General features: G+C 37.9%; 18 protein-coding genes. 6 read left to right on the top strand and 12 right to left on the bottom strand.

What is annotated here, in order from left to right:
* From ABGX27_04405 to dnaX, 4 genes are all read right to left on the bottom strand, one after another.
* The coding region (locus ABGX27_04405) for an 8-amino-7-oxononanoate synthase (GenBank protein MEO2068734.1) at window positions 1-786 on the bottom strand (786 nt) is incomplete at its 3' end.
* Window positions 783-1,400, bottom strand: coding sequence for a trimeric intracellular cation channel family protein (locus tag ABGX27_04400; GenBank protein ID MEO2068733.1), 618 nt, complete (start codon window positions 1,398-1,400; stop codon window positions 783-785). The genes ABGX27_04405 and ABGX27_04400, both read right to left, overlap by 4 nt.
* Window positions 1,397-1,960, bottom strand: a complete 564-nt coding sequence (locus ABGX27_04395) for a response regulator (protein ID MEO2068732.1) — start codon at window positions 1,958-1,960, stop codon at window positions 1,397-1,399. The genes ABGX27_04400 and ABGX27_04395 overlap by 4 nt, the downstream gene beginning before the upstream one ends.
* Entirely contained in the window at window positions 1,941-3,320 is a 1,380-nt protein-coding gene (dnaX, locus tag ABGX27_04390; GenBank protein ID MEO2068731.1) for a DNA polymerase III subunit gamma/tau, read from the bottom strand. Before dnaX ends, ABGX27_04395 begins: the two co-directional genes overlap by 20 nt.
* 77 nt (window positions 3,321-3,397) lie before the next feature.
* Here dnaX and ABGX27_04385 point away from each other — a divergent pair, with 77 nt between their 5' ends.
* Genes ABGX27_04385 through trpB form a run of 6 tightly spaced genes read left to right on the top strand, consistent with a single transcriptional unit; the run spans window position 3,398 to window position 9,822 of the window.
* On the top strand, window positions 3,398-4,915 hold the full coding sequence (locus tag ABGX27_04385) for a glutamate synthase-related protein (GenBank protein MEO2068730.1): 1,518 nt from the start codon (window positions 3,398-3,400) through the stop codon (window positions 4,913-4,915).
* A gap of 11 nt (window positions 4,916-4,926) precedes the next feature.
* Window positions 4,927-5,376: a 4Fe-4S dicluster domain-containing protein gene (locus ABGX27_04380; protein MEO2068729.1), complete on the top strand. Its 450-nt coding sequence runs from the start codon at window positions 4,927-4,929 to the stop codon at window positions 5,374-5,376.
* 5 nt (window positions 5,377-5,381) lie between these two features.
* Window positions 5,382-6,671, top strand: coding sequence for an FAD-dependent oxidoreductase (locus ABGX27_04375; protein MEO2068728.1), 1,290 nt, complete (start codon window positions 5,382-5,384; stop codon window positions 6,669-6,671).
* Window positions 6,671-7,792, top strand: coding sequence for a glutamine amidotransferase family protein (locus ABGX27_04370; GenBank protein ID MEO2068727.1), 1,122 nt, complete (start codon window positions 6,671-6,673; stop codon window positions 7,790-7,792). Before ABGX27_04375 ends, ABGX27_04370 begins: the two co-directional genes overlap by 1 nt.
* A 28-nt stretch (window positions 7,793-7,820) precedes the next feature.
* A complete protein-coding gene (locus ABGX27_04365; protein ID MEO2068726.1) occupies window positions 7,821-8,615 on the top strand; it encodes a hypothetical protein in 795 nt (264 codons plus the stop codon).
* Between the two features lie 10 nt (window positions 8,616-8,625).
* Window positions 8,626-9,822, top strand: coding sequence for a tryptophan synthase subunit beta (trpB, locus tag ABGX27_04360; protein ID MEO2068725.1), 1,197 nt, complete (start codon window positions 8,626-8,628; stop codon window positions 9,820-9,822).
* A 24-nt stretch (window positions 9,823-9,846) separates the two neighbouring features.
* Here trpB and ABGX27_04355 read toward each other — a convergent pair whose 3' ends face one another.
* The 8 genes from ABGX27_04355 to ABGX27_04320 all read right to left on the bottom strand — a co-directional run.
* Entirely contained in the window at window positions 9,847-12,390 is a 2,544-nt protein-coding gene (locus ABGX27_04355; GenBank protein ID MEO2068724.1) for an ATP-dependent Clp protease ATP-binding subunit, read from the bottom strand.
* Between the two features lie 51 nt (window positions 12,391-12,441).
* A complete protein-coding gene (locus ABGX27_04350) occupies window positions 12,442-12,813 on the bottom strand; it encodes a MerR family transcriptional regulator (protein ID MEO2068723.1) in 372 nt (123 codons plus the stop codon).
* Window positions 12,814-12,983: 170 nt separating this feature from the next.
* A complete protein-coding gene (rfaD, locus tag ABGX27_04345) occupies window positions 12,984-13,928 on the bottom strand; it encodes an ADP-glyceromanno-heptose 6-epimerase (protein MEO2068722.1) in 945 nt (314 codons plus the stop codon).
* Window positions 13,925-14,233: a hypothetical protein gene (locus ABGX27_04340; protein ID MEO2068721.1), complete on the bottom strand. Its 309-nt coding sequence runs from the start codon at window positions 14,231-14,233 to the stop codon at window positions 13,925-13,927. The genes rfaD and ABGX27_04340 overlap by 4 nt, the downstream gene beginning before the upstream one ends.
* 18 nt (window positions 14,234-14,251) lie before the next feature.
* The gene (locus ABGX27_04335; protein ID MEO2068720.1) at window positions 14,252-15,259 is read right to left on the bottom strand and encodes a 3-dehydroquinate synthase II; all 1,008 of its coding nucleotides are present in this window, start codon (window positions 15,257-15,259) and stop codon (window positions 14,252-14,254) included.
* 16 nt (window positions 15,260-15,275) lie between these two features.
* Window positions 15,276-15,962 (bottom strand): YggS family pyridoxal phosphate-dependent enzyme, encoded by a 687-nt coding sequence (locus tag ABGX27_04330; GenBank protein ID MEO2068719.1) that lies wholly within the window; start codon window positions 15,960-15,962, stop codon window positions 15,276-15,278.
* The gene (locus ABGX27_04325) at window positions 15,952-17,055 is read right to left on the bottom strand and encodes a hypothetical protein (protein ID MEO2068718.1); all 1,104 of its coding nucleotides are present in this window, start codon (window positions 17,053-17,055) and stop codon (window positions 15,952-15,954) included. The genes ABGX27_04330 and ABGX27_04325 overlap by 11 nt, the downstream gene beginning before the upstream one ends.
* Window positions 17,052-17,234, bottom strand: a 183-nt coding sequence (locus ABGX27_04320; protein MEO2068717.1) for a hotdog fold domain-containing protein, incomplete at its 5' end; no start/stop codon positions are given. The genes ABGX27_04325 and ABGX27_04320, both read right to left, overlap by 4 nt.

The following is a 17,234-nucleotide window of genomic DNA, read 5'->3' as shown; positions in this document are numbered from 1 at the left end:
AAGGGCGGTCGTAAAGATAAAGCTTCTACACTTATTTATAAGGTATTCTCTCAAAATGCGACTTCCACACACAAAGGCCCCAAAAGTTCCAAGGGCCTTTCCTAAAGTACCAACTATTACGGTTCTTTCATCTGGAACTATGTTAAAAACATCCAGCGACGACCAACCGATTACACCTGTAGCGTGGGCATCGTCGATAATTAAAACAGCGTCGTATTCATCTTTTATCTTAAAAAGCTCTTTAAGTGGTGCAATATCTCCATCCATACTGAAAACGGAGTCGGTAACGATAAAACACCTTCTATAGTTTTTTCTTTCCTTTGAAAGAATAAACTCAAGCTCTTCAACATTGGAATGGCCGTAAACTTTAACTTTGGCCTTACTTAACCTGCAACCGTCTATTATTGAAGCGTGGTTTAGTTCATCTGAGAGTATTAAATCTCCTTCTTTCGCCAATGTGGAGATTACTCCAACATTTGCCATATAGCCTGTAGAGAAAAGCAAAGAGCTTTCTGTTTTCTTTAACTTTGCAAGCTCTTCCTCTAAGAGCTCGTGAATCTCAAAATTTCCACTTATAAGTCTTGAAGCTCCAGAACCGGTTCCCCACTCTTTAAAACAGTCTAAAGAAAACTCTTTGGCAAGAGAAAGATAATCGTTTGAAGAGAAGTTTAGATATCTCCTTCCATCTATAACGATTCCTTTTCCCTGATGTGATGCTAAGGCTCTTAAAGTTCTATAAAGATTCTTTTTCTTTAAATCTTCAAGTTCTTCCCTTAACCAATTCAACCTTTTTCTCCTATTTTCGGAAGGTGCCATCCTTTCTCTATCGCAAGTATTCTAACAATCAAGATTATAAGAAGAGAGAAAAAGGAAGCTACCTCAAGGGAGAAATCAAGTTCTTTTAGAGTTATAAAGATAATACCACCTATTATTGAACAAGATGCGTAAAAATCTTCCTTAAGAATAAAAGGTATTTCCCTTGTAAGTATGTCACTGATTACTCCTCCACCTGCACCTGTTATAAGTCCAAGAAGAATAACTCCGAAATAGTTTATATTGCTTTCTGTCCCAACCAGAAAACCCGTAACAGAAAAAGCAGCAAGGCCTATAGCGTCAAAGTATTTTATTACCTTCTTAGTAGAAAAATCCTTTCTAAAGGCAATGTAAATAATAAGTGTAAATGCTATACCGCAGAAAGTAATTAACAGGTCTTTACAACCTGTAAAAGCCATAGGAACTCTGTTAACAATTAAATCTCTGGTTATTCCTCCCCCAAGGGCAGTTAGAAAACCTAAGGTGATAACTCCTAAAAGGTCTAAGTTCTTGTTAATTCCCTTGAAAACACCAGAAGCAGCAAAAGAGAAAAGACCTATAGCGTTTAAGACCTCAAACAGACTCATTGATTGTTTATGCCGTATTTATTTAGTTTCCTGTAAAGATTTGAAATATCTATTTCCATAAAGGCGGCAGCTTTTTTTAAATCCCAGTTAAACTTCTTCAGTACTTCTTCTATGTACCTTTTCTCAAATGTTTCTTTTGCTTTTCTTAAGGGAAGTTCTGTATAGGAAGCATCAAAATCCTTTGTTCTACTTTGGATAACAAAATCTTTTGCACTTTCAATGGTTTTTAAAAGTTTTTCGTACTTGATAGGCTTCTCTATAAAGTCAAAAGCCCCAAGCTTCATAGCTTTTACAGAAGTTTCAACCGTTCCATGTCCAGATACTATTATCACTGCGGTATTTTTTGTAAATCCTTTATCATATAAGCTCTCTAAGACATCCATTCCAGATATTCCCGGTAAAAACAGGTCAAGGATTAAGATTTCAGGTTGTATGTTTTCAAGAGCCCTTAAAACCTTAGATCCAGTATCTTCAACAAAGACTTCAAAACCTTCTTCTTCCAAAATCTCTTTTAAAGTTCCTCTTATAGTCTTTTCATCATCAACTATTAGAACCTTCATCTATCACCTTCGGGTATCCGGGAAAAAGTTTTCCATCAAAGGTCTTTAGAAGTTTTTCTATCTTTGCCTCAGATTCAGGAGAAATTTTAAACTCTTTCTTTGGAGATTCACTTTCTACTTTAAGAAGTTTTACCCTTTTTCCAAATCTCTTTTCAAGTTCTTCCAATCTACCTTTTAAGATTTCATAGGCTATGCTGTTCTTAGGAATAATTTCCACAAAGGATTCTTTTTCACGAATCTCTTTTATGTAAATGTCTGACGATTGCTTAGTTTCTTGAGTTTTTTTTTCTGCGTCTTGAACTACAAGATTTCCTGTTGTGAGTTCTGTTATTCTCTTTACATCCTTAAAGTAGGATAGCTTGTAAAGGTAAAAGAACAGTGCTGTATAAGGATAAGGATGAAAAGCTATTCCTTTATAAGCATCAGAGAGTATTTTGAACGCAGCTACAAGTTCCTCGTCTGAAAATTCACCTCCTTCGATAAATTGACTTTCAACTTTTTCTAAAAGCTGTTTTACAATAAAACTTGGGTTGTAACCTTGATTTTCTAAGTTTTTCAAAATTTCCCTTAAAGCTTGTTTATCACCTGCAAAAGAAAGTTTTAATATTTCTAAGATTTTCTCAGAAGTTAAAACTCCTAAGAACTCAGAAACCTCTCTTGTCCTAACTTCTCCATTACCAAGGGCGATAGCTTGGTCTAAAAGACTTTCAGCATCTCTCATACAACCTTCTGAGGCTGTGGCAATGAGAAATAGAGCTTCCTCTTCATATCTAACATTTTCCTTTTCACATATTTCCTTTAATGTTCTCACCATTAAATCTTTTGGGATTTTTCTAAAGATGTATTTTTGGCATCTTGAAAGAATAGTAGGAGGAATCTTATCTATTTCTGTGGTTGCCAAGATGAATACGACGTGTGAAGGTGGTTCCTCTAAGGTTTTAAGAAGAGCGTTGAAAGCTTCTTTTGTTAGCATATGAAATTCATCTATGATGTAAACTTTCTTTTTTCCTTTGCTTGGAGCGTAGTTAACAGACTCTCTTAATTCTCTTATTTGATCAATTCCCCTATTTGTTGCTGCATCAATCTCTATTACATCTGGGAATGAACCTTTAGAAATTTCTACACAAGACTTACAAGTATTACAAGGTTCTCCATCTTGTAGGTTCTCGCAGTTTAAAGCTTTAGCAACAATCCTTGCTGTAGTTGTTTTACCTACTCCACGAGGTCCTGCAAATATGTAAGCGTGGGCAAAACGACCGGTTTTTATGGCATTTTTTAAGGTTTCCGTAATGTATTCCTGTCCCGTTACTTCTCTAAACCTTGTGGGTCTGTATTTTCTCGGTATAGCAATGTAGGCCATTTGTGATCTCCGTCTGTTTGGAAGGAATTATAAAAAATTTTGTAAAATGTCTTTTACCACTTTTGGGGGTGCTGATTATGCTCTTTAAGAAACCTCAAGTTGCATTTTATCCTTTTATGGTTTTAAGGGACGACGAAAAGTGTATAAGGTGTAAGTCTTGCGTTGACCAGTGTTCTTTTGACGCCACATACTACGATAAAGATCTTGACAAGATTTTAAACCACAACGAGAACTGTGTTAACTGTAAAAGGTGTGAAGCGTTCTGTCCAACCGATGCAATAAAGGTTGTTAAGAATCCTTCCACTTTTCATCCTGATGCCAACTGGACAGAAGAAGCAATTAGGGATATTCACACGGAAATGCTTACAGGGGCAGTAATTCTCACTTCCACTGGAAACGATAAACCTATAAAGAATTACTTCGACCATTTACTTCTTGATGCATGTCAAGTGACAAACCCTCCAATAGACCCTCTAAGAGAACCTATGGAATTAAAAACTTTCATTGGTAGGAAGACCGATAAGGTAGAGTTTGAAGAAGATGGAGTAACTATAAAGACCAAGATTGGAAAACAGCTTGAACTTGAGATACCTGTAATGTTTTCAGCTATGTCTTATGGTTCTATCAACCTTAACCTTCAAAAAGCTATGGCAAGAGCTGCAAAAGAGTTTGGAACTTTCTGGAACACAGGTGAGGGTGGTCTTCACAAGTCTTTAAGAGACTACAAAGACTGCACAGTTGTCCAAGTAGCCTCAGGAAGATTTGGCGTTGACCTTGAATACCTTGAAAATTCTGCTGCAATCGAAATAAAGATTGGACAAGGAGCAAAACCAGGAATTGGTGGACATCTCCCAGGTGAAAAGGTAAATGAGGGAATAGCAGAAACTCGTATGATTCCAGTAGGTGCTGATGCTATTTCCCCAGCTCCTCACCACGATATTTACTCTATTGAGGACTTAAGGCAACTTATCTATGCTCTCAAAGAAGCTACAAACTATGAAAAACCTGTGTTTGTAAAGATTGCTGCTGTTCATAACGTTGCAGCTATCGCTTGTGGTATTGCCCATGCAGGAGCAGATGCTATCGTTATTGATGGTGTAAGAGGAGGTACTGGAGCTACTCCAAAATCCCTAAGAGATCACGTTGGTATTCCTATAGAACTTGCAATTGCGGCAGTTGATGACAGGCTAAGAAAAGAAGGACTTAGAAATGAGGTTTCCCTTATAGCTGCTGGAGGATTTAGAAGCGCAGTAGACGTTCTTAAGGCAATAGCCCTTGGGGCAGATGCAGTCTATATAGGAACAGTAGCAAAACTTGCAGCCGGTTGTACCCAATGTCAACAGTGTCATACAGGACGTTGCGCTTGGGGAATAACTACAAACGATCCAAAACTTGCCAAAAGACTTAATCCGGATATAGTTGCTGAGAATCTTTACAATATATTAAGGGCTTGGGCACACGATATTAAAGAACTTCTTGGAGCTATGGGAATAAATGCAATAGAGAGTATTAAAGGAAACAGGTTAAGACTTAGAAGCTGGGGACTTACCGAGCAAGAAAACAAAATCCTCGGCGTTCTACCTGCCGGAATGTAGGAGAGGTGGCTATGTCAAAGAAAAGAAAACTTATGAAGGTGTATCCAATAGAGGAAAACTGTATATCCTGTAGGTATTGCGAAGTTGCTTGTACAATGGTTCACAGTAAAAGCCAAGACCCTGTTAAAGCTTACAAGTTAGAAGGTCTAAAGCCAAGACCAACTGTTGAAGTAAAGGGAGCAGTTTCCATATCTGTTATGTGTCGCCACTGTAAACATCCTTTCTGTCTTGATGCTTGTATTTCAGGAGCAATTACTCAAGACGAAAATGGAAAAGTTAAGCTTGATGAAGAAAAGTGTGTAGGTTGTTGGGGATGCGTTCTAGTTTGTCCATTTGGAGCAGCCCATCCGTTTGTAGAAAGGAAACACTCCTTTAAGTGTGATTTATGTGAAGGAAGGAATTTCCCAGCTTGTGTTGAAGCGTGTCCCAATAGAGCACTCATTTATGACTTTGAGAGGTAAGGAGAATGAGATACGTAATCATAGGAAACAGTGCCGCAGCCGTTGGGTGCATTACAGGAATTAGGAAAGTTGACAAAGAGGGTGAAATAGTTGTCATCTCTTATGAAGATAGGTGTTATTCAAAGCCTATGATTGCCGATGTTCTTGTAGATTTCCCAGAGGAAAAGCTCATTTATAGAGATGAAGATTTCTTTAGCGTTAACAAAGTAGAACAAAAACTTAGGAAAAAAGCTGTAAAAATAGATTCCAGTGAAAAGAAAGTCATTCTTGAAGATGGAGAAACCATCCCTTACGATAAACTTCTAATATCAACCGGTGCTGTTCCTTTTGTTCCTCCAATTTTAGGTAGTGATAAGGAAGGAGTATTTACATTTACAGAGTTAAAGAGTGCTAAAGACTTTAAGGAATATTTAAAAGAGAATAATGTTAACAAAGTGGTAGTAATTGGTTCCGGTTTTATAGGTCTAGAAGTCGCTTATTTCTTAAGAGAGATAAACAAAGAAGTTGTTGTTGTTGAACTGCTTAATAGAGTTCTTGGAAAGGCGCTTGATGAGAGGGGTTCACAGATAGTAGAAAAGATGTTAAGGGATAAGGGAGTTGAATTCATCTTCAACAATACTGTAGAGGAAATCCTAGGAGATAAAAAAGTAAAAGGTGTTAAGCTTAAAAGCGGTGAGTTTTTAGAAGCCGGTGCTGTTGTTATAGCAATTGGTGTAAGACCAAATGTGGATCTTGCTAAAGATGCTGGAATAGAGGTAAATAGAGGAATAATTACAGACGAACACATGAGAACGAACATTCCTGACATCTATGCTGCTGGTGATTGTATAGAGTGTATAGACATTACAGATGGGGTTAGAAAGAATTTACCTCTATTTCCTCTTGCTTTTGAGCAAGGTCTCATAGCCGGTTTAAATATGGCTGGAAAGGAAATAAAGTACTTAGGAGGAATTCCTCTCAACTCTTTAAAGTTTTTAGAGAAACCTGTTCTAAATGCAGGTATTGTAGATCCACCTGACGAGTCTTTTGAAGTTATTGTTAACGATAGGTTTGAAGAAGAGGGTTACTATAGAAAAGCAATAATTAAAGACGGAAAGCTTGTAGGTTTTGTTGCTATTGGAGAAATAGATAGGGTGGGTATCCTAACCAACCTGATAAGGCAGAAAATTGACGTTTCTAACATCAAAGACAGGCTTGTGTCCCTTGATTTCGGATTAGTCGATCTTCCAAGCTGGTGGAGACAGGAAAAGCTTGTAGAGGATAAGACGGCTTACAAGGATTGGAGGGCTGTGTAATGGCTTGCTATAGTGAAATGTCCGGTTGCGGTCTTGCAGGAATAGTGAACAAAGATGGGAAAGCAATTTCCGGGAAATTCATTTATGAATCCATATCTTCCATGAAAGAACGTGGAAACGGAATGGGTGCAGGTTATGCCGCTTACGGTATCTATCCAGATATGGCAGAATATTACGCTTTCCACGTTATGCTTGACAGCTTAGATGTAGAACCTGAAGTAAAAGCGGTCTTAACCAAATTTTTCAAGATAGTTAAGAGTGAGATAATTCCTACTAAGAGCGTTCCTTCCCTTTACAAGAAAACAACTCCTCCAGTCTTTTATAGGTATTTTGTAGAACCTAAAGAAGATGCAAGGCTTCCATTAGAAAGTGAAGAGGATATGGTTGTAAGAGCTGTAATGACAATAAACGATGGCGTTAAAGGTGCTTATGTAATATCCAGTGGAAAGAATATGGGTGCATTCAAAGGAGTTGGACACCCTGATGAAATAGGTGATTTTTTTGAAATAAAGGAATACGAAGGGTATATTTGGCTTGCTCACACCCGCTTCCCAACCAACACCCCTGGATGGTGGGGAGGAGCACACCCATTTACTCTTCTTGACTGGGCAATCGTTCATAACGGAGAGATTACCTCTTACGGAACAAATAAAAGATACGTAGAGATGTTTGGATATAAATGTACTCTTTTGACAGATACAGAAGTTGCAGCATACCTTTTTGATCTTCTCTTTAGAAAACACAAACTTCCAATAAAAGCAGTCTTTATGGCAATGGCATCTCCGTTCTGGAAAGATGTAAACCGCTACAAAGAAATTGGAGATGAAAAGCTTTTTGAAATGATAAAGATGATAAGAACAGTTTATGCTCCAGCAATGCTTAACGGACCTTTTGCAATGCTTTTTGCTTTTAGAGATGGAGTTATAGGCTTTAACGATAGAATTAAACTAAGACCTTTTGTCGTTGCTGAGAAAGGAGAAACTGTCTACATGGCAAGTGAAGAATCTGCAATTAAAGTTATTTGTAAAGATCCAGAAAAAGTTTGGATGCCAAGAGCTGGAGAACCAGTTATCGTTCTTTTAAATAGGTGTCAAGATAAAGATTCTTGCCAACCTACCTAAGAATAACCTTGAAGGCGTGAGGGATAGAATGGAAGTTAGAAAAGTGGAAGAAAATGTTTTTGAAATAGTTTGTGGAACTACTCACTATAGAGTAGTAAATGAAAAGATTAAAGAGCTTGTTAAGGAAGGGACTAAAAAAATTATTCTCAAAGAAGTTTACGGTCAGAGATACATAGGAACAGGAATTAGAGGAAACGTAAAGATTGAAGTTTACGGGACTGCTGGAAACGACCTTGGAATTTTCCTCTATGGTCCTGAAATAGAAGTTTTTGGCAACGCCCAAGATGGTGTTGGAAACACAATGATGACTGGAAAGATAGTTGTTAGAGGGCATGCTGGAGACGTTTGCGGATATGGAATGAGGGGAGGAAAAGTTTACATAGAAGGAGATGTGGGCTATAGAGTAGGAATCCATATGAAAGGATACAAAGATTTAATTCCAACCTTTATTGTTGGTGGGAAAGCTGGAAACTTTTTTGGTGAGTACATGGCAGGCGGAAGGCTGATTCTATTGGGACTTAATAGAAAAGCAGGAGAAGATATCGTAGGAGATTACTGTGCAACCGGTATGCACGGAGGAGTAATTTTCGTTAGAGGGGAAGTTCCCGAAAGATACTTGGGTAAGGAAGTTAAGGTTTTTGAGGTAAACGATGAAGATATGAAAATTCTAAAAGAGGAACTTAAAGGTTTTTGTGAGGCTTTTAACATTTCTCTTGATGAAGTTCTTTCTGAACCGTTTACCAAGATTGTCCCTGTAAGTACAAGACCTTACGGTAGAATGTATGCCCACAGGTGGGGAATTGCGGCTGGAGTGATTAAGTAGGAGGTTTGCTTTGTATAACTACCCAGATGAGAAAGGGAAATTCGGTATATACGGTGGAAAGTATGTTCCTGAAACGTTAATGGCAGCACTATCTGAACTTGAAGAAAATTACCACAGGATAAAAAAGGATCCTTCCTTTCAAGAAGAATTTAAAGATCTTCTAAGAGAGTACGTTGGACGTCCTACTCCTTTACAGTATGCCCAAAGGTTTTCTGAGTATCTTGGAAACGGTATAAAGGTTTACTTAAAAAGGGAAGACTTAAACCATACTGGTGCCCACAAGATAAACAATGCTCTTGGACAGGCACTCTTAGCAAAACGTATGGGAAAAAGAAGGATTATCGCTGAAACAGGTGCAGGACAGCACGGAGTTGCTACTGCTACAGCTTGTGCTTTCTTAGGTTTAGAGTGTGTTGTTTACATGGGAGAAGAGGACGTAAGGAGACAAGCTTTAAACGTTTTTAGAATGGAACTTCTAGGGGCTAAAGTAGAAGTTGTAAAAAGTGGTAGCAGAACTTTAAAAGATGCTGTAAATGAAGCTTTAAGGGATTGGGTTACAAACGTTAGAACAACCCACTACATCATCGGTTCTGCCGTTGGTCCCCATCCTTATCCAGAAATGGTTAGGGATTTTCAGTCTGTGATAGGAAACGAAACTAAAGAACAGATACTACAAAAAGAGGGAAGACTTCCAGATACCATTGTTGCTTGTGTCGGTGGTGGAAGCAATGCAATAGGGATGTTTTATCCTTTCATTGAAGAAAAAAGCGTGAGACTAGTTGGAGTTGAAGCTGGTGGGTATGGACTTGATACCGATAAACATGCTGCAACCTTGTGTAAAGGAACTGTGGGAGTCTTTCACGGAGCTAAATCCTACGTTTTACAAACGGAAGATGGACAAATAACTCCTACCCACTCTGTATCTGCAGGGCTTGATTATCCTGGAGTAGGACCAGAACATTCCTTATTAAAGGATATAAAGAGAGCTGAATATTTTGCTGTTACTGACGAAGAAGCTTTAGAGGCCTTTCAGATTCTCTCAAGGACAGAAGGGATAATTCCTGCTCTTGAAAGTTCACATGCAGTTGCTTGGGTAATAAGAAATAAAGAAAATCTAAAAGGACAACTTGTCGTTATTAATCTCTCTGGAAGAGGAGATAAAGACGTAGCACAAGTTAAAGATATATTGGAAGAAAAGTTAAAATAAAAAAGGGGGGCATAGCCCCCTAGATTAGTCATCCTTATTTTCCTCGTTTTCATTAGATTCAGAAGTTTCTTCATCTTTAGTTTTTATCTCTGCCTTTTTAGGAGGAATATCTCTTTCTACTTCAAAGGTAAACTCGCCCTTTTCCTTATCGTAGTCAACTTTAACGGTGTCTCCGTCCTTGACCGTTCCTTCCAAAATCTTCACAGATAGTGGAGTCTCAATGTCCCTTTGAATTGTTCTTCTTAGAGGTCTTGCACCAAACTCTGGCACATATCCACGCTTTGCAAGTGCAGATTTAGCTTCTTCTGTGAGAACAATCTTAATTCCTCTGTCTTCAAGACGCTTGTTAAGTTTAGCAATAAGCAAATCAACAATCTGCTTAATCTCATCCTCAGAAAGAGGATGGAAAATGATAATCTCATCTATTCTGTTTAAGAACTCAGGTCTAAATCTAAGTTTCAGTTCGTTCATTATTTGCTCTTTAATTTCATCGTACTTCTTCTCGAACTCTTCCTTAGAAAGGTTCATTATCTTTTCAGAACCAACGTTGGAGGTCATGATTATCACTGTGTTGCTAAAGTCAACGGTTCTTCCTTTTGCATCTGTAAGTCTTCCATCGTCCAGGATTTGTAAGAGAATGTTAAACACATCTGGGTGAGCTTTCTCTATTTCATCAAGTAAGATCACGCTGTAAGGTTTACGTCTAACAGCCTCTGTAAGCTGTCCACCTTCCTCATATCCAACGTATCCAGGAGGTGCACCTATAAGTTTGGATACGGCATGTTTTTCCATATACTCAGACATGTCAAATCTAACGATTGCAGTTTCGTCACCAAATAGATATTCAGCAAGGGTTTTCGCTAGTTCTGTCTTACCAACGCCTGTTGGTCCAAGGAAGAGGAATGAACCAAGAGGTCTGTTTGGAGGTTGAAGTCCTGCCCTTGCACGTCTAATGGCTTCAGAAATCGCTTTAATGGCTCTTTCTTGACCAATAACCCTCTTGTGGAGTTCTTCTTCCATTTTAAGGAGTTTTTGAATCTCTTCCTCTTGAAGCTTAGAAGCAGGAATACCTGTCATTTCGGAAATTACTTCTGCAACATCTTCTGCCGTTACAGTAGGTAAGCTCTCTCCCTGTTCTTTAGCCTTTTCTTGCTTTTCTTCAATTTCTTTTATCTTAGCTTCAATATCCTTAATCTCCTTCTTAAGCTTTGCAGCCTTATCAAACTCTTCAGCCTTAACAGCTTCATCTAGTTCCGCTCTTAAAGCATGGAGCTTTTCTTTAAGTTCTGTTAGTTCTGGAAGGTTGTAAGTAGCTTCTATCTTCTTTCTTGCACAAGCTTCATCAAGAACGTCGATAGCTTTATCTGGTAAGTACCTTCCTTGGATGTACTTCTTGGAAAGCTTAACAGCAGCCTCTATTGCATCGTCAGTGATCTTAACTTTGTGGTGTTCTTCAAGCTTAGGTTTAAGACCTTTTAACATCTTGATAGCACTCTCAATGCTTGGTTCTTCTACCCAAACAGGTGCAAATCTTCTTTCGAGTGCAGGATCTTTTTCGATGTACTTTCTAAACTCATCTACAGTTGTAGCACCAATAACTCTAAATTCTCCCCTTGCAAGAGCAGGTTTCATAATGTTTGCAGCATCCATAGAACCTTCTGCTGCACCTGCTCCAACAACTGTGTGAAGTTCGTCAATAAAGAGAATTATGTTACCCTCTTCTTTAACAGCATCAAGTACTTGCTTTAATCTTTCTTCAAACTCACCACGGTACTTTGTTCCCGCTACAAGTGCTGCCATATCAAGGGCAACAATTCTTTTATCCTTTAACTCTTCTGGAACTTCTCCATTTGCAATTTTTTGGGCAACCCCTTCAACAATTGCAGTTTTTCCAACCCCTGCAGGTCCTACAAGGACAGGATTGTTCTTGGTTCTTCTAGAAAGAATTTGAATAACTCTTTTAATTTCATTCTCTCTGTCAATTACAGGATCAAGCTTACCCTCTTCGGCAAGTCCCGTAAGGTCGATTCCAAACTTACGTAAGATTTCAGGAACCCTTCTTCCTCCTCTTTTGGCTTTAGCACCAATTTCTCTTGAAAGTTTGGCTCTACCTGCTCTGTATTTCTTAACAGCAGTGAGTGCTTCTTCTCTCTCAAGACCAAGTTTTAGTAAAATTCTGTATGCCATTCCTTCCGGAACTTCATAGAATGCAAGGAATAGATGTTCAATGTCCACACTTCCTGCTTTCATCTGGCGGGCAATATCGATAGCTGCGTCGAATACTTTCTTCAGGGTAGGAGTAATGTAAATCTCACTGTATCCTGTGTAGCTTGCAGGAATTCCTAACCTTCCTACCCTGTCAACTTGTTCCCTAATAAACTTCTTAGCTCTTATAGGGTCATGTCCACTGAGTGTGAAAATATCAAGTACTGGAGAGCCAGGAAGTTCTACCATAGCAAGTAAGAGATGCTCAGTATCTACATATCTTTCTCCAAGCTGTCTTGCAACTTCTTGAGAAAGAAGAATTGCATCCTTTGCTCTTCCGCTTAAAATATCCCAGATGTTCATCATATCCCTCCTTTTTGTTTTTGGTTTAAGTTGTTAGGCAGTATTTACTGCCTACTTTTCTAAGATTTCTAAAAGTTTTTCTACATCAAGTTCTGTAAATTTCATCTTTTTAAGTACAGAAACCACAGCCTCCTTTGCGGCTGCATCAAGATGCTTAGCAATTTCTACAAAAAGTCTTTCTATGTCGTCCTCAAGGTTGAGGACAATATGAGTTCCCGCCACGTTCACACCCCTTTCACGGGTAAGGGATACAATCCTTTTAATTCTGACTAAGTCCCGTTCAGAGTAAAGCCTTGTTTTACCAGCAGTTCTTGAAGGTTTAATAAGCCCCTCATTCTCATAGAACCGGAGAGTTTGAGGATGAACTCCTGCTATCTTTGCTACTATACTTATCATGTATACCGGAGTATCCTTGTCTATCACCGCCCATCCTCCTTATTCCTTAAATTTTAATTTAGCTATATTAAACCTTCGTGTCAACTATATTAAAACATCTTTTTAAGGTAGTTTCAAAAATATTGCATTTAAACAAAAATACCAAGTCCTCAAAGAGTTAAAAAGGAAGGAAAAAGGAAAAGGGGAAGAGTAGAGAATTAGTAAGGAAGTTTTTCTATATCAACATTTTCTTTTATCCAATCTATATAAGCAGGTATTCCTTCTTCTATTTGTGTGGTTGGGCACCATCCTAGTACTTCTTTTGTTTTGGTGAGGTCTGCTTCTGTAAAGTTTTGATAAAAGTCGTAAGGGTTGTCAAAATACTCTGTTTCTACATTGATACCTAAAGTTTTTTTAATTACTTCCACAACTTCGTTGAAAGCTCTTGCTCTTCCAGTTCCAACATTTACAATTCCGCTTTTCTCAGATTCAAAGCCTTTAATGTTGGCCTCAACACAGTCCATAACGTAGACAAAATCCCTCTTTTGCTCCCCCCACTTAAAAAGCCTTGGTCTTTTCCCTTTAAGTATCTGAACTGTTAATTGAAGAACCATACTAGCCATTTTTCCTTTGTGAGTTTCACGAGGTCCATAAACGTTAAAGTATCTAAGCCCTACAACTTGTATCTCTGGATTTTCTTTTATAAACTTTTTAGCTAGGTTATCCATCATAGCCTTAGAAAATCCGTAAACATTCTCTGGTGTCATAGGTTGGTCCACCTTCATAGGAGCAGGGCCGTTCCCATAAACAGCGGCAGAAGAAGCGTAAACAACTTTTGCTTTTTGCTCTCTAGCAACTTCTAGAAGTTCCTTAAAAGCTTCACAGTTTATTTCCATCATTCTTCTTTGGTTTGAGTCTACTGTGTTAACGTTTGCGGCTTGGTGGAAAATAACATCAAAGTTGTACTTTCTTAGCTTTTCTATTGTATCTTTTTCTGTAATTGAACCTGTAATTATTTCTCCCTCAAAACCTATTAAGTTCTTAAAATATCCAGAAGAAAAATCATCAAGAACAAAAATTTCAGCGTTTTTATACCTTCTTTGAAGTTCCAAAGCCAAATTGGAACCTATAAAACCTGCCCCTCCAGTAACTAACGCCCTCATTCTCCAAGTTCTCCTTTCAAGTTTGTCTCAAAACCTTGTTCTTTAAAAAACTTTTCTAAAGCCTTTGCGTATCGTTTTGCCAAGTTCCAATTGTAAAAGGTTGCGTAAGTAGAAGACTCCACAAGCTCGTCTCCATCAAAAATAACGACAGAAACTCCCCAAAGAAATTTTTTTAGTGACTCATCTAAGTAAACTCTTTGAACGAATATATCGCAAATCTTATCTGGTTCTCCTAAGATTTCTGAAAGCTCTTCTTTAGATTTTCCTAGAGCGTCAGCCATTAGTTCTCTGAAAAAGTCTTCCATCTCCAACCTCTAAAAGAGTTATTTTTCAACTATGCTTTCCTTAACTTTCATTCCAAAGTGTCTTCCTGGTTCTTCTGTGTAAACCAGAACTTCATCTCCCTCTTTTAGTTCCACTACAGAAACTGGTGTCCCATCAGGGGCAGTAAGCCTAATGGTTTCTGCATTCTGCAAGATCCCAGCAACTTTCTTTCCATCTTTGGTTTCTGCTTCTATTAAGAGCATTGGTCTTTTTTCTACCTTTGCTCTGCCAACGTAAACGATTTTACCTTCTCCTTTGTAGTTGTAAATCATTATTTCATCACCACTTTCTATTTCAGAAAGGTACTTTGTTCTTCCGTTTGGAAGTCTTACATACATATGAACAGCACCCGCGTTTACCCTAAAAGGTCTTGCCGCAACATAAGGGTTGGATTCTGTTTCAGCGTGAACTAAAAACATTCCAGCAGAGGAGTTCCCAACTAAAGCCCCTTCTCCACGAGTAAGATTAGTGCAAGTATCTATACAGACTCTATCGCACATTCCAAGAGGTTTTACTCTTTTTATTTTCGCTACCTCTAGATTTAATTTCTCTCCTCCAAGGTTTATCTCTTGTCCCGCAAGCTTTATTTCGTTTACGTCTTCAGTATCCAAAACTACGCCTTTAACTCCTTTTTCAAGGATTGTTATAGCAGTTTTAGCCTCTTCGGTGTTCCTTACCCAAGCGTAAACGTTATCACCTTGAGCAAGAAGGTTTTCAAGAGGAATGATTGTCCAGTCTGTCGTTTTTACTATTACATTCTTCCCTTGCTTTAAAAGAGTAGCTGCCCTTTCTTCGTCCTCTTTTCCTTTTATTTCAACAATTACAAATTCTTCTCCGAGCTTATAATCCCCATCTGGCGCTATTGTTTTGACCTTAGCGAGCTGTTTCACCTTTTTGCTTTCAGGCTTTTCAAGTAAAAGCGCGAAAACTCCTGACTCAAGAGCGGCAGTAACTACCTTTTTATTATTGGCATTTTTTACATAAACTATTAATTCCTTCTTAGCCATAGTTCCTCCACTTTACTTAATATTTTCTTTCTCCAAAGATAGCTGTTCCAATTCTAACAATTGTAGCCCCTTCCTCTATTGCAACCTCAAAATCGTGAGACATTCCCATAGAAAGATGTGGAATAGGTATTCCCAAATCGTCCTGTAGCTTATTCCTTATTTCTCTCAATTTTCTAAAGTAAGGTCTTACAAACTCTAAGTCTTCAGAGTATGGTGGAACGGTCATTAAACCTTTGAGTTTTAAATGCTTTTTAGAAAGAACATACTTTGCAAGCTCTAAGACCTCGCTAGGACTACAACCGTGCTTCGTAGGTTCTTTGGAAAGCTTTACTTCTATGAAGACATCCATTGTTTTCTTGACTTTTTCCAATCTCTTCTCAAGTTCATCTGCAAGTTTTTTTGAATCCAAAGACTCAATAACGCTGAAAAGATTTACAGCATACTTTACCTTGTTTGTCTGGAGATGTCCTATCATATGCCATTCAATAGGAAGATCGGAAAGTTTAGGAATTTTCTCCCTTGCTTCTTGAACTCTATTTTCTCCAAAAAGCTTAATTCCTGCTAAGAAAGCTTCCTTTATTTCTTCAGGAGTTCTTGTCTTTGAAGCAGCAAGAAGAAGAACTTCGTCAGGATTTCTATCAGCTTTCTCACAAGCAATTTTTATCCTTTCTTTTATCCTTTCAACGTTTTCTTTAATCCCCATTTTCCAACCTCTCATAAACTTCGTCAGCAAAGAACCATAGATCGTTGCTAAATTCGGATTCAGAGTTATTTATGAAGTCACTAAGGGAAGAGAGTTTGTTCTCTTTGTAATAGTGATAGCTCGAAGCTATGAAACCTTCCTTCTCAAAGTCGTTTTCTCCATTAAAGCGGTAAACCTCAATTTCCACAAACTTGTTAACCCCATATCTGAAACAAAGTTCTGAAATCGTTTTCCAAAAGTTGAAATTTGATTTCTTAAGAATAAACCTTGTTTTTCTTCCTTTAACCGGTTTGCCGTCCTTATAGAAAAACTGATATTTAAGTCTTATTTTAAGACCTAATCCTGTTGGTGTTTCCAAAACTTCAAATGAATTAACATCAACAGGGAGCAATTTTACGTAATAACCTATTCTTTCCGAAATTGGAGAGGAATATTTTGCACTGTTGAAGATATCTATTAGGTGGTTTATTTCTTCTTCCAACGAGGTTAAAGAAGGTTCTTTTGTTTTAATATCTGTAAAAAGAAAACTAGCCCACAAATGGTTTTTGTAAAGAACTTTTCCTCCCTCTTCAAAAAGAACGGTCTCTCCTGGAAAAACTACGGTCTCTTCTCCACTTTCAGAAAACAGCTTTACAGGTCTATTTAAGTTAACCACTTTAAAGTTTAACTCTTTTAATTCAATATCATTAAGGTTAATAGCAACTGCTTTTTTGTTAAAGAGACCGAAAATTTTCCCGTTTTTTTCGGTTTTAAAGAAGATAACATCATTAGGCTTTAATTCTATTTCTCCAGAGTCGGTTTCTGCTTTAGAATGAACAAGAACTACCCCTATACTTAATTTAACCTCAGCTGTAACGGAAAAGTCTGGGAAAGAGTAATCGGTGTAGTCTAAGTTTAGCCAACCGCCCTTAACTTTCCCCCAGTATCCATAAACGTTAAAGAGTTCCTCTTTTTCACCACTGTTTAACGTTCTAACTATCTCTCCATTTACGGAATCTCTTACTGAAACGGCATCTATTAAGATTTTTACCTCTTGAGAGAAAGAAATTACTGGAAATAGGACGAAAAGAAGTGTAAAGAACAACTTTTTCATCTATTCTCCCTTTTAACAAACATTATTGCTTCTGCTTCAGCTATTTTCTTTCCATCGGAAGTTCTTTTCATTTCTGCTTTAGTAATCTTTATTTTCCTTCTATTTTCCTTTATTTCTGCTATAACTTCCACTTCTTCACCAACAAAGAGGGGATTATGGAACTTGACAGTTATCCTTCC

This window comes from Desulfurobacteriaceae bacterium (assembly GCA_039832905.1).
GTDB lineage: Bacteria > Aquificota > Aquificia > Desulfurobacteriales > Desulfurobacteriaceae > Desulfurobacterium.
This window is presented reverse-complemented; position numbering and strand designations above follow the sequence as displayed.

Excerpts from the sequence above, each read along its gene's own strand:
- ABGX27_04400 (MEO2068733.1), bottom strand. The coding sequence starts at position 1,400 with ATGAGTCTGTTTGAGGTCTTAAACGCTATAGGTCTTTTCTCTTTTGCT.
- ABGX27_04395 (MEO2068732.1), bottom strand. The coding sequence starts at position 1,960 with ATGAAGGTTCTAATAGTTGATGATGAAAAGACTATAAGAGGAACTTTA.
- dnaX (MEO2068731.1), bottom strand. The coding sequence starts at position 3,320 with ATGGCCTACATTGCTATACCGAGAAAATACAGACCCACAAGGTTTAGA.
- ABGX27_04385 (MEO2068730.1), top strand. The coding sequence starts at position 3,398 with ATGCTCTTTAAGAAACCTCAAGTTGCATTTTATCCTTTTATGGTTTTA.
- ABGX27_04380 (MEO2068729.1), top strand. The coding sequence starts at position 4,927 with ATGTCAAAGAAAAGAAAACTTATGAAGGTGTATCCAATAGAGGAAAAC.
- ABGX27_04375 (MEO2068728.1), top strand. The coding sequence starts at position 5,382 with ATGAGATACGTAATCATAGGAAACAGTGCCGCAGCCGTTGGGTGCATT.
- ABGX27_04370 (MEO2068727.1), top strand. The coding sequence starts at position 6,671 with ATGGCTTGCTATAGTGAAATGTCCGGTTGCGGTCTTGCAGGAATAGTG.
- ABGX27_04365 (MEO2068726.1), top strand. The coding sequence starts at position 7,821 with ATGGAAGTTAGAAAAGTGGAAGAAAATGTTTTTGAAATAGTTTGTGGA.
- ABGX27_04355 (MEO2068724.1), bottom strand. The coding sequence starts at position 12,390 with ATGAACATCTGGGATATTTTAAGCGGAAGAGCAAAGGATGCAATTCTT.
- rfaD (MEO2068722.1), bottom strand. The coding sequence starts at position 13,928 with ATGAGGGCGTTAGTTACTGGAGGGGCAGGTTTTATAGGTTCCAATTTG.
- ABGX27_04340 (MEO2068721.1), bottom strand. The coding sequence starts at position 14,233 with ATGGAAGACTTTTTCAGAGAACTAATGGCTGACGCTCTAGGAAAATCT.
- ABGX27_04335 (MEO2068720.1), bottom strand. The coding sequence starts at position 15,259 with ATGGCTAAGAAGGAATTAATAGTTTATGTAAAAAATGCCAATAATAAA.
- ABGX27_04330 (MEO2068719.1), bottom strand. The coding sequence starts at position 15,962 with ATGGGGATTAAAGAAAACGTTGAAAGGATAAAAGAAAGGATAAAAATT.
- ABGX27_04325 (MEO2068718.1), bottom strand. The coding sequence starts at position 17,055 with ATGAAAAAGTTGTTCTTTACACTTCTTTTCGTCCTATTTCCAGTAATT.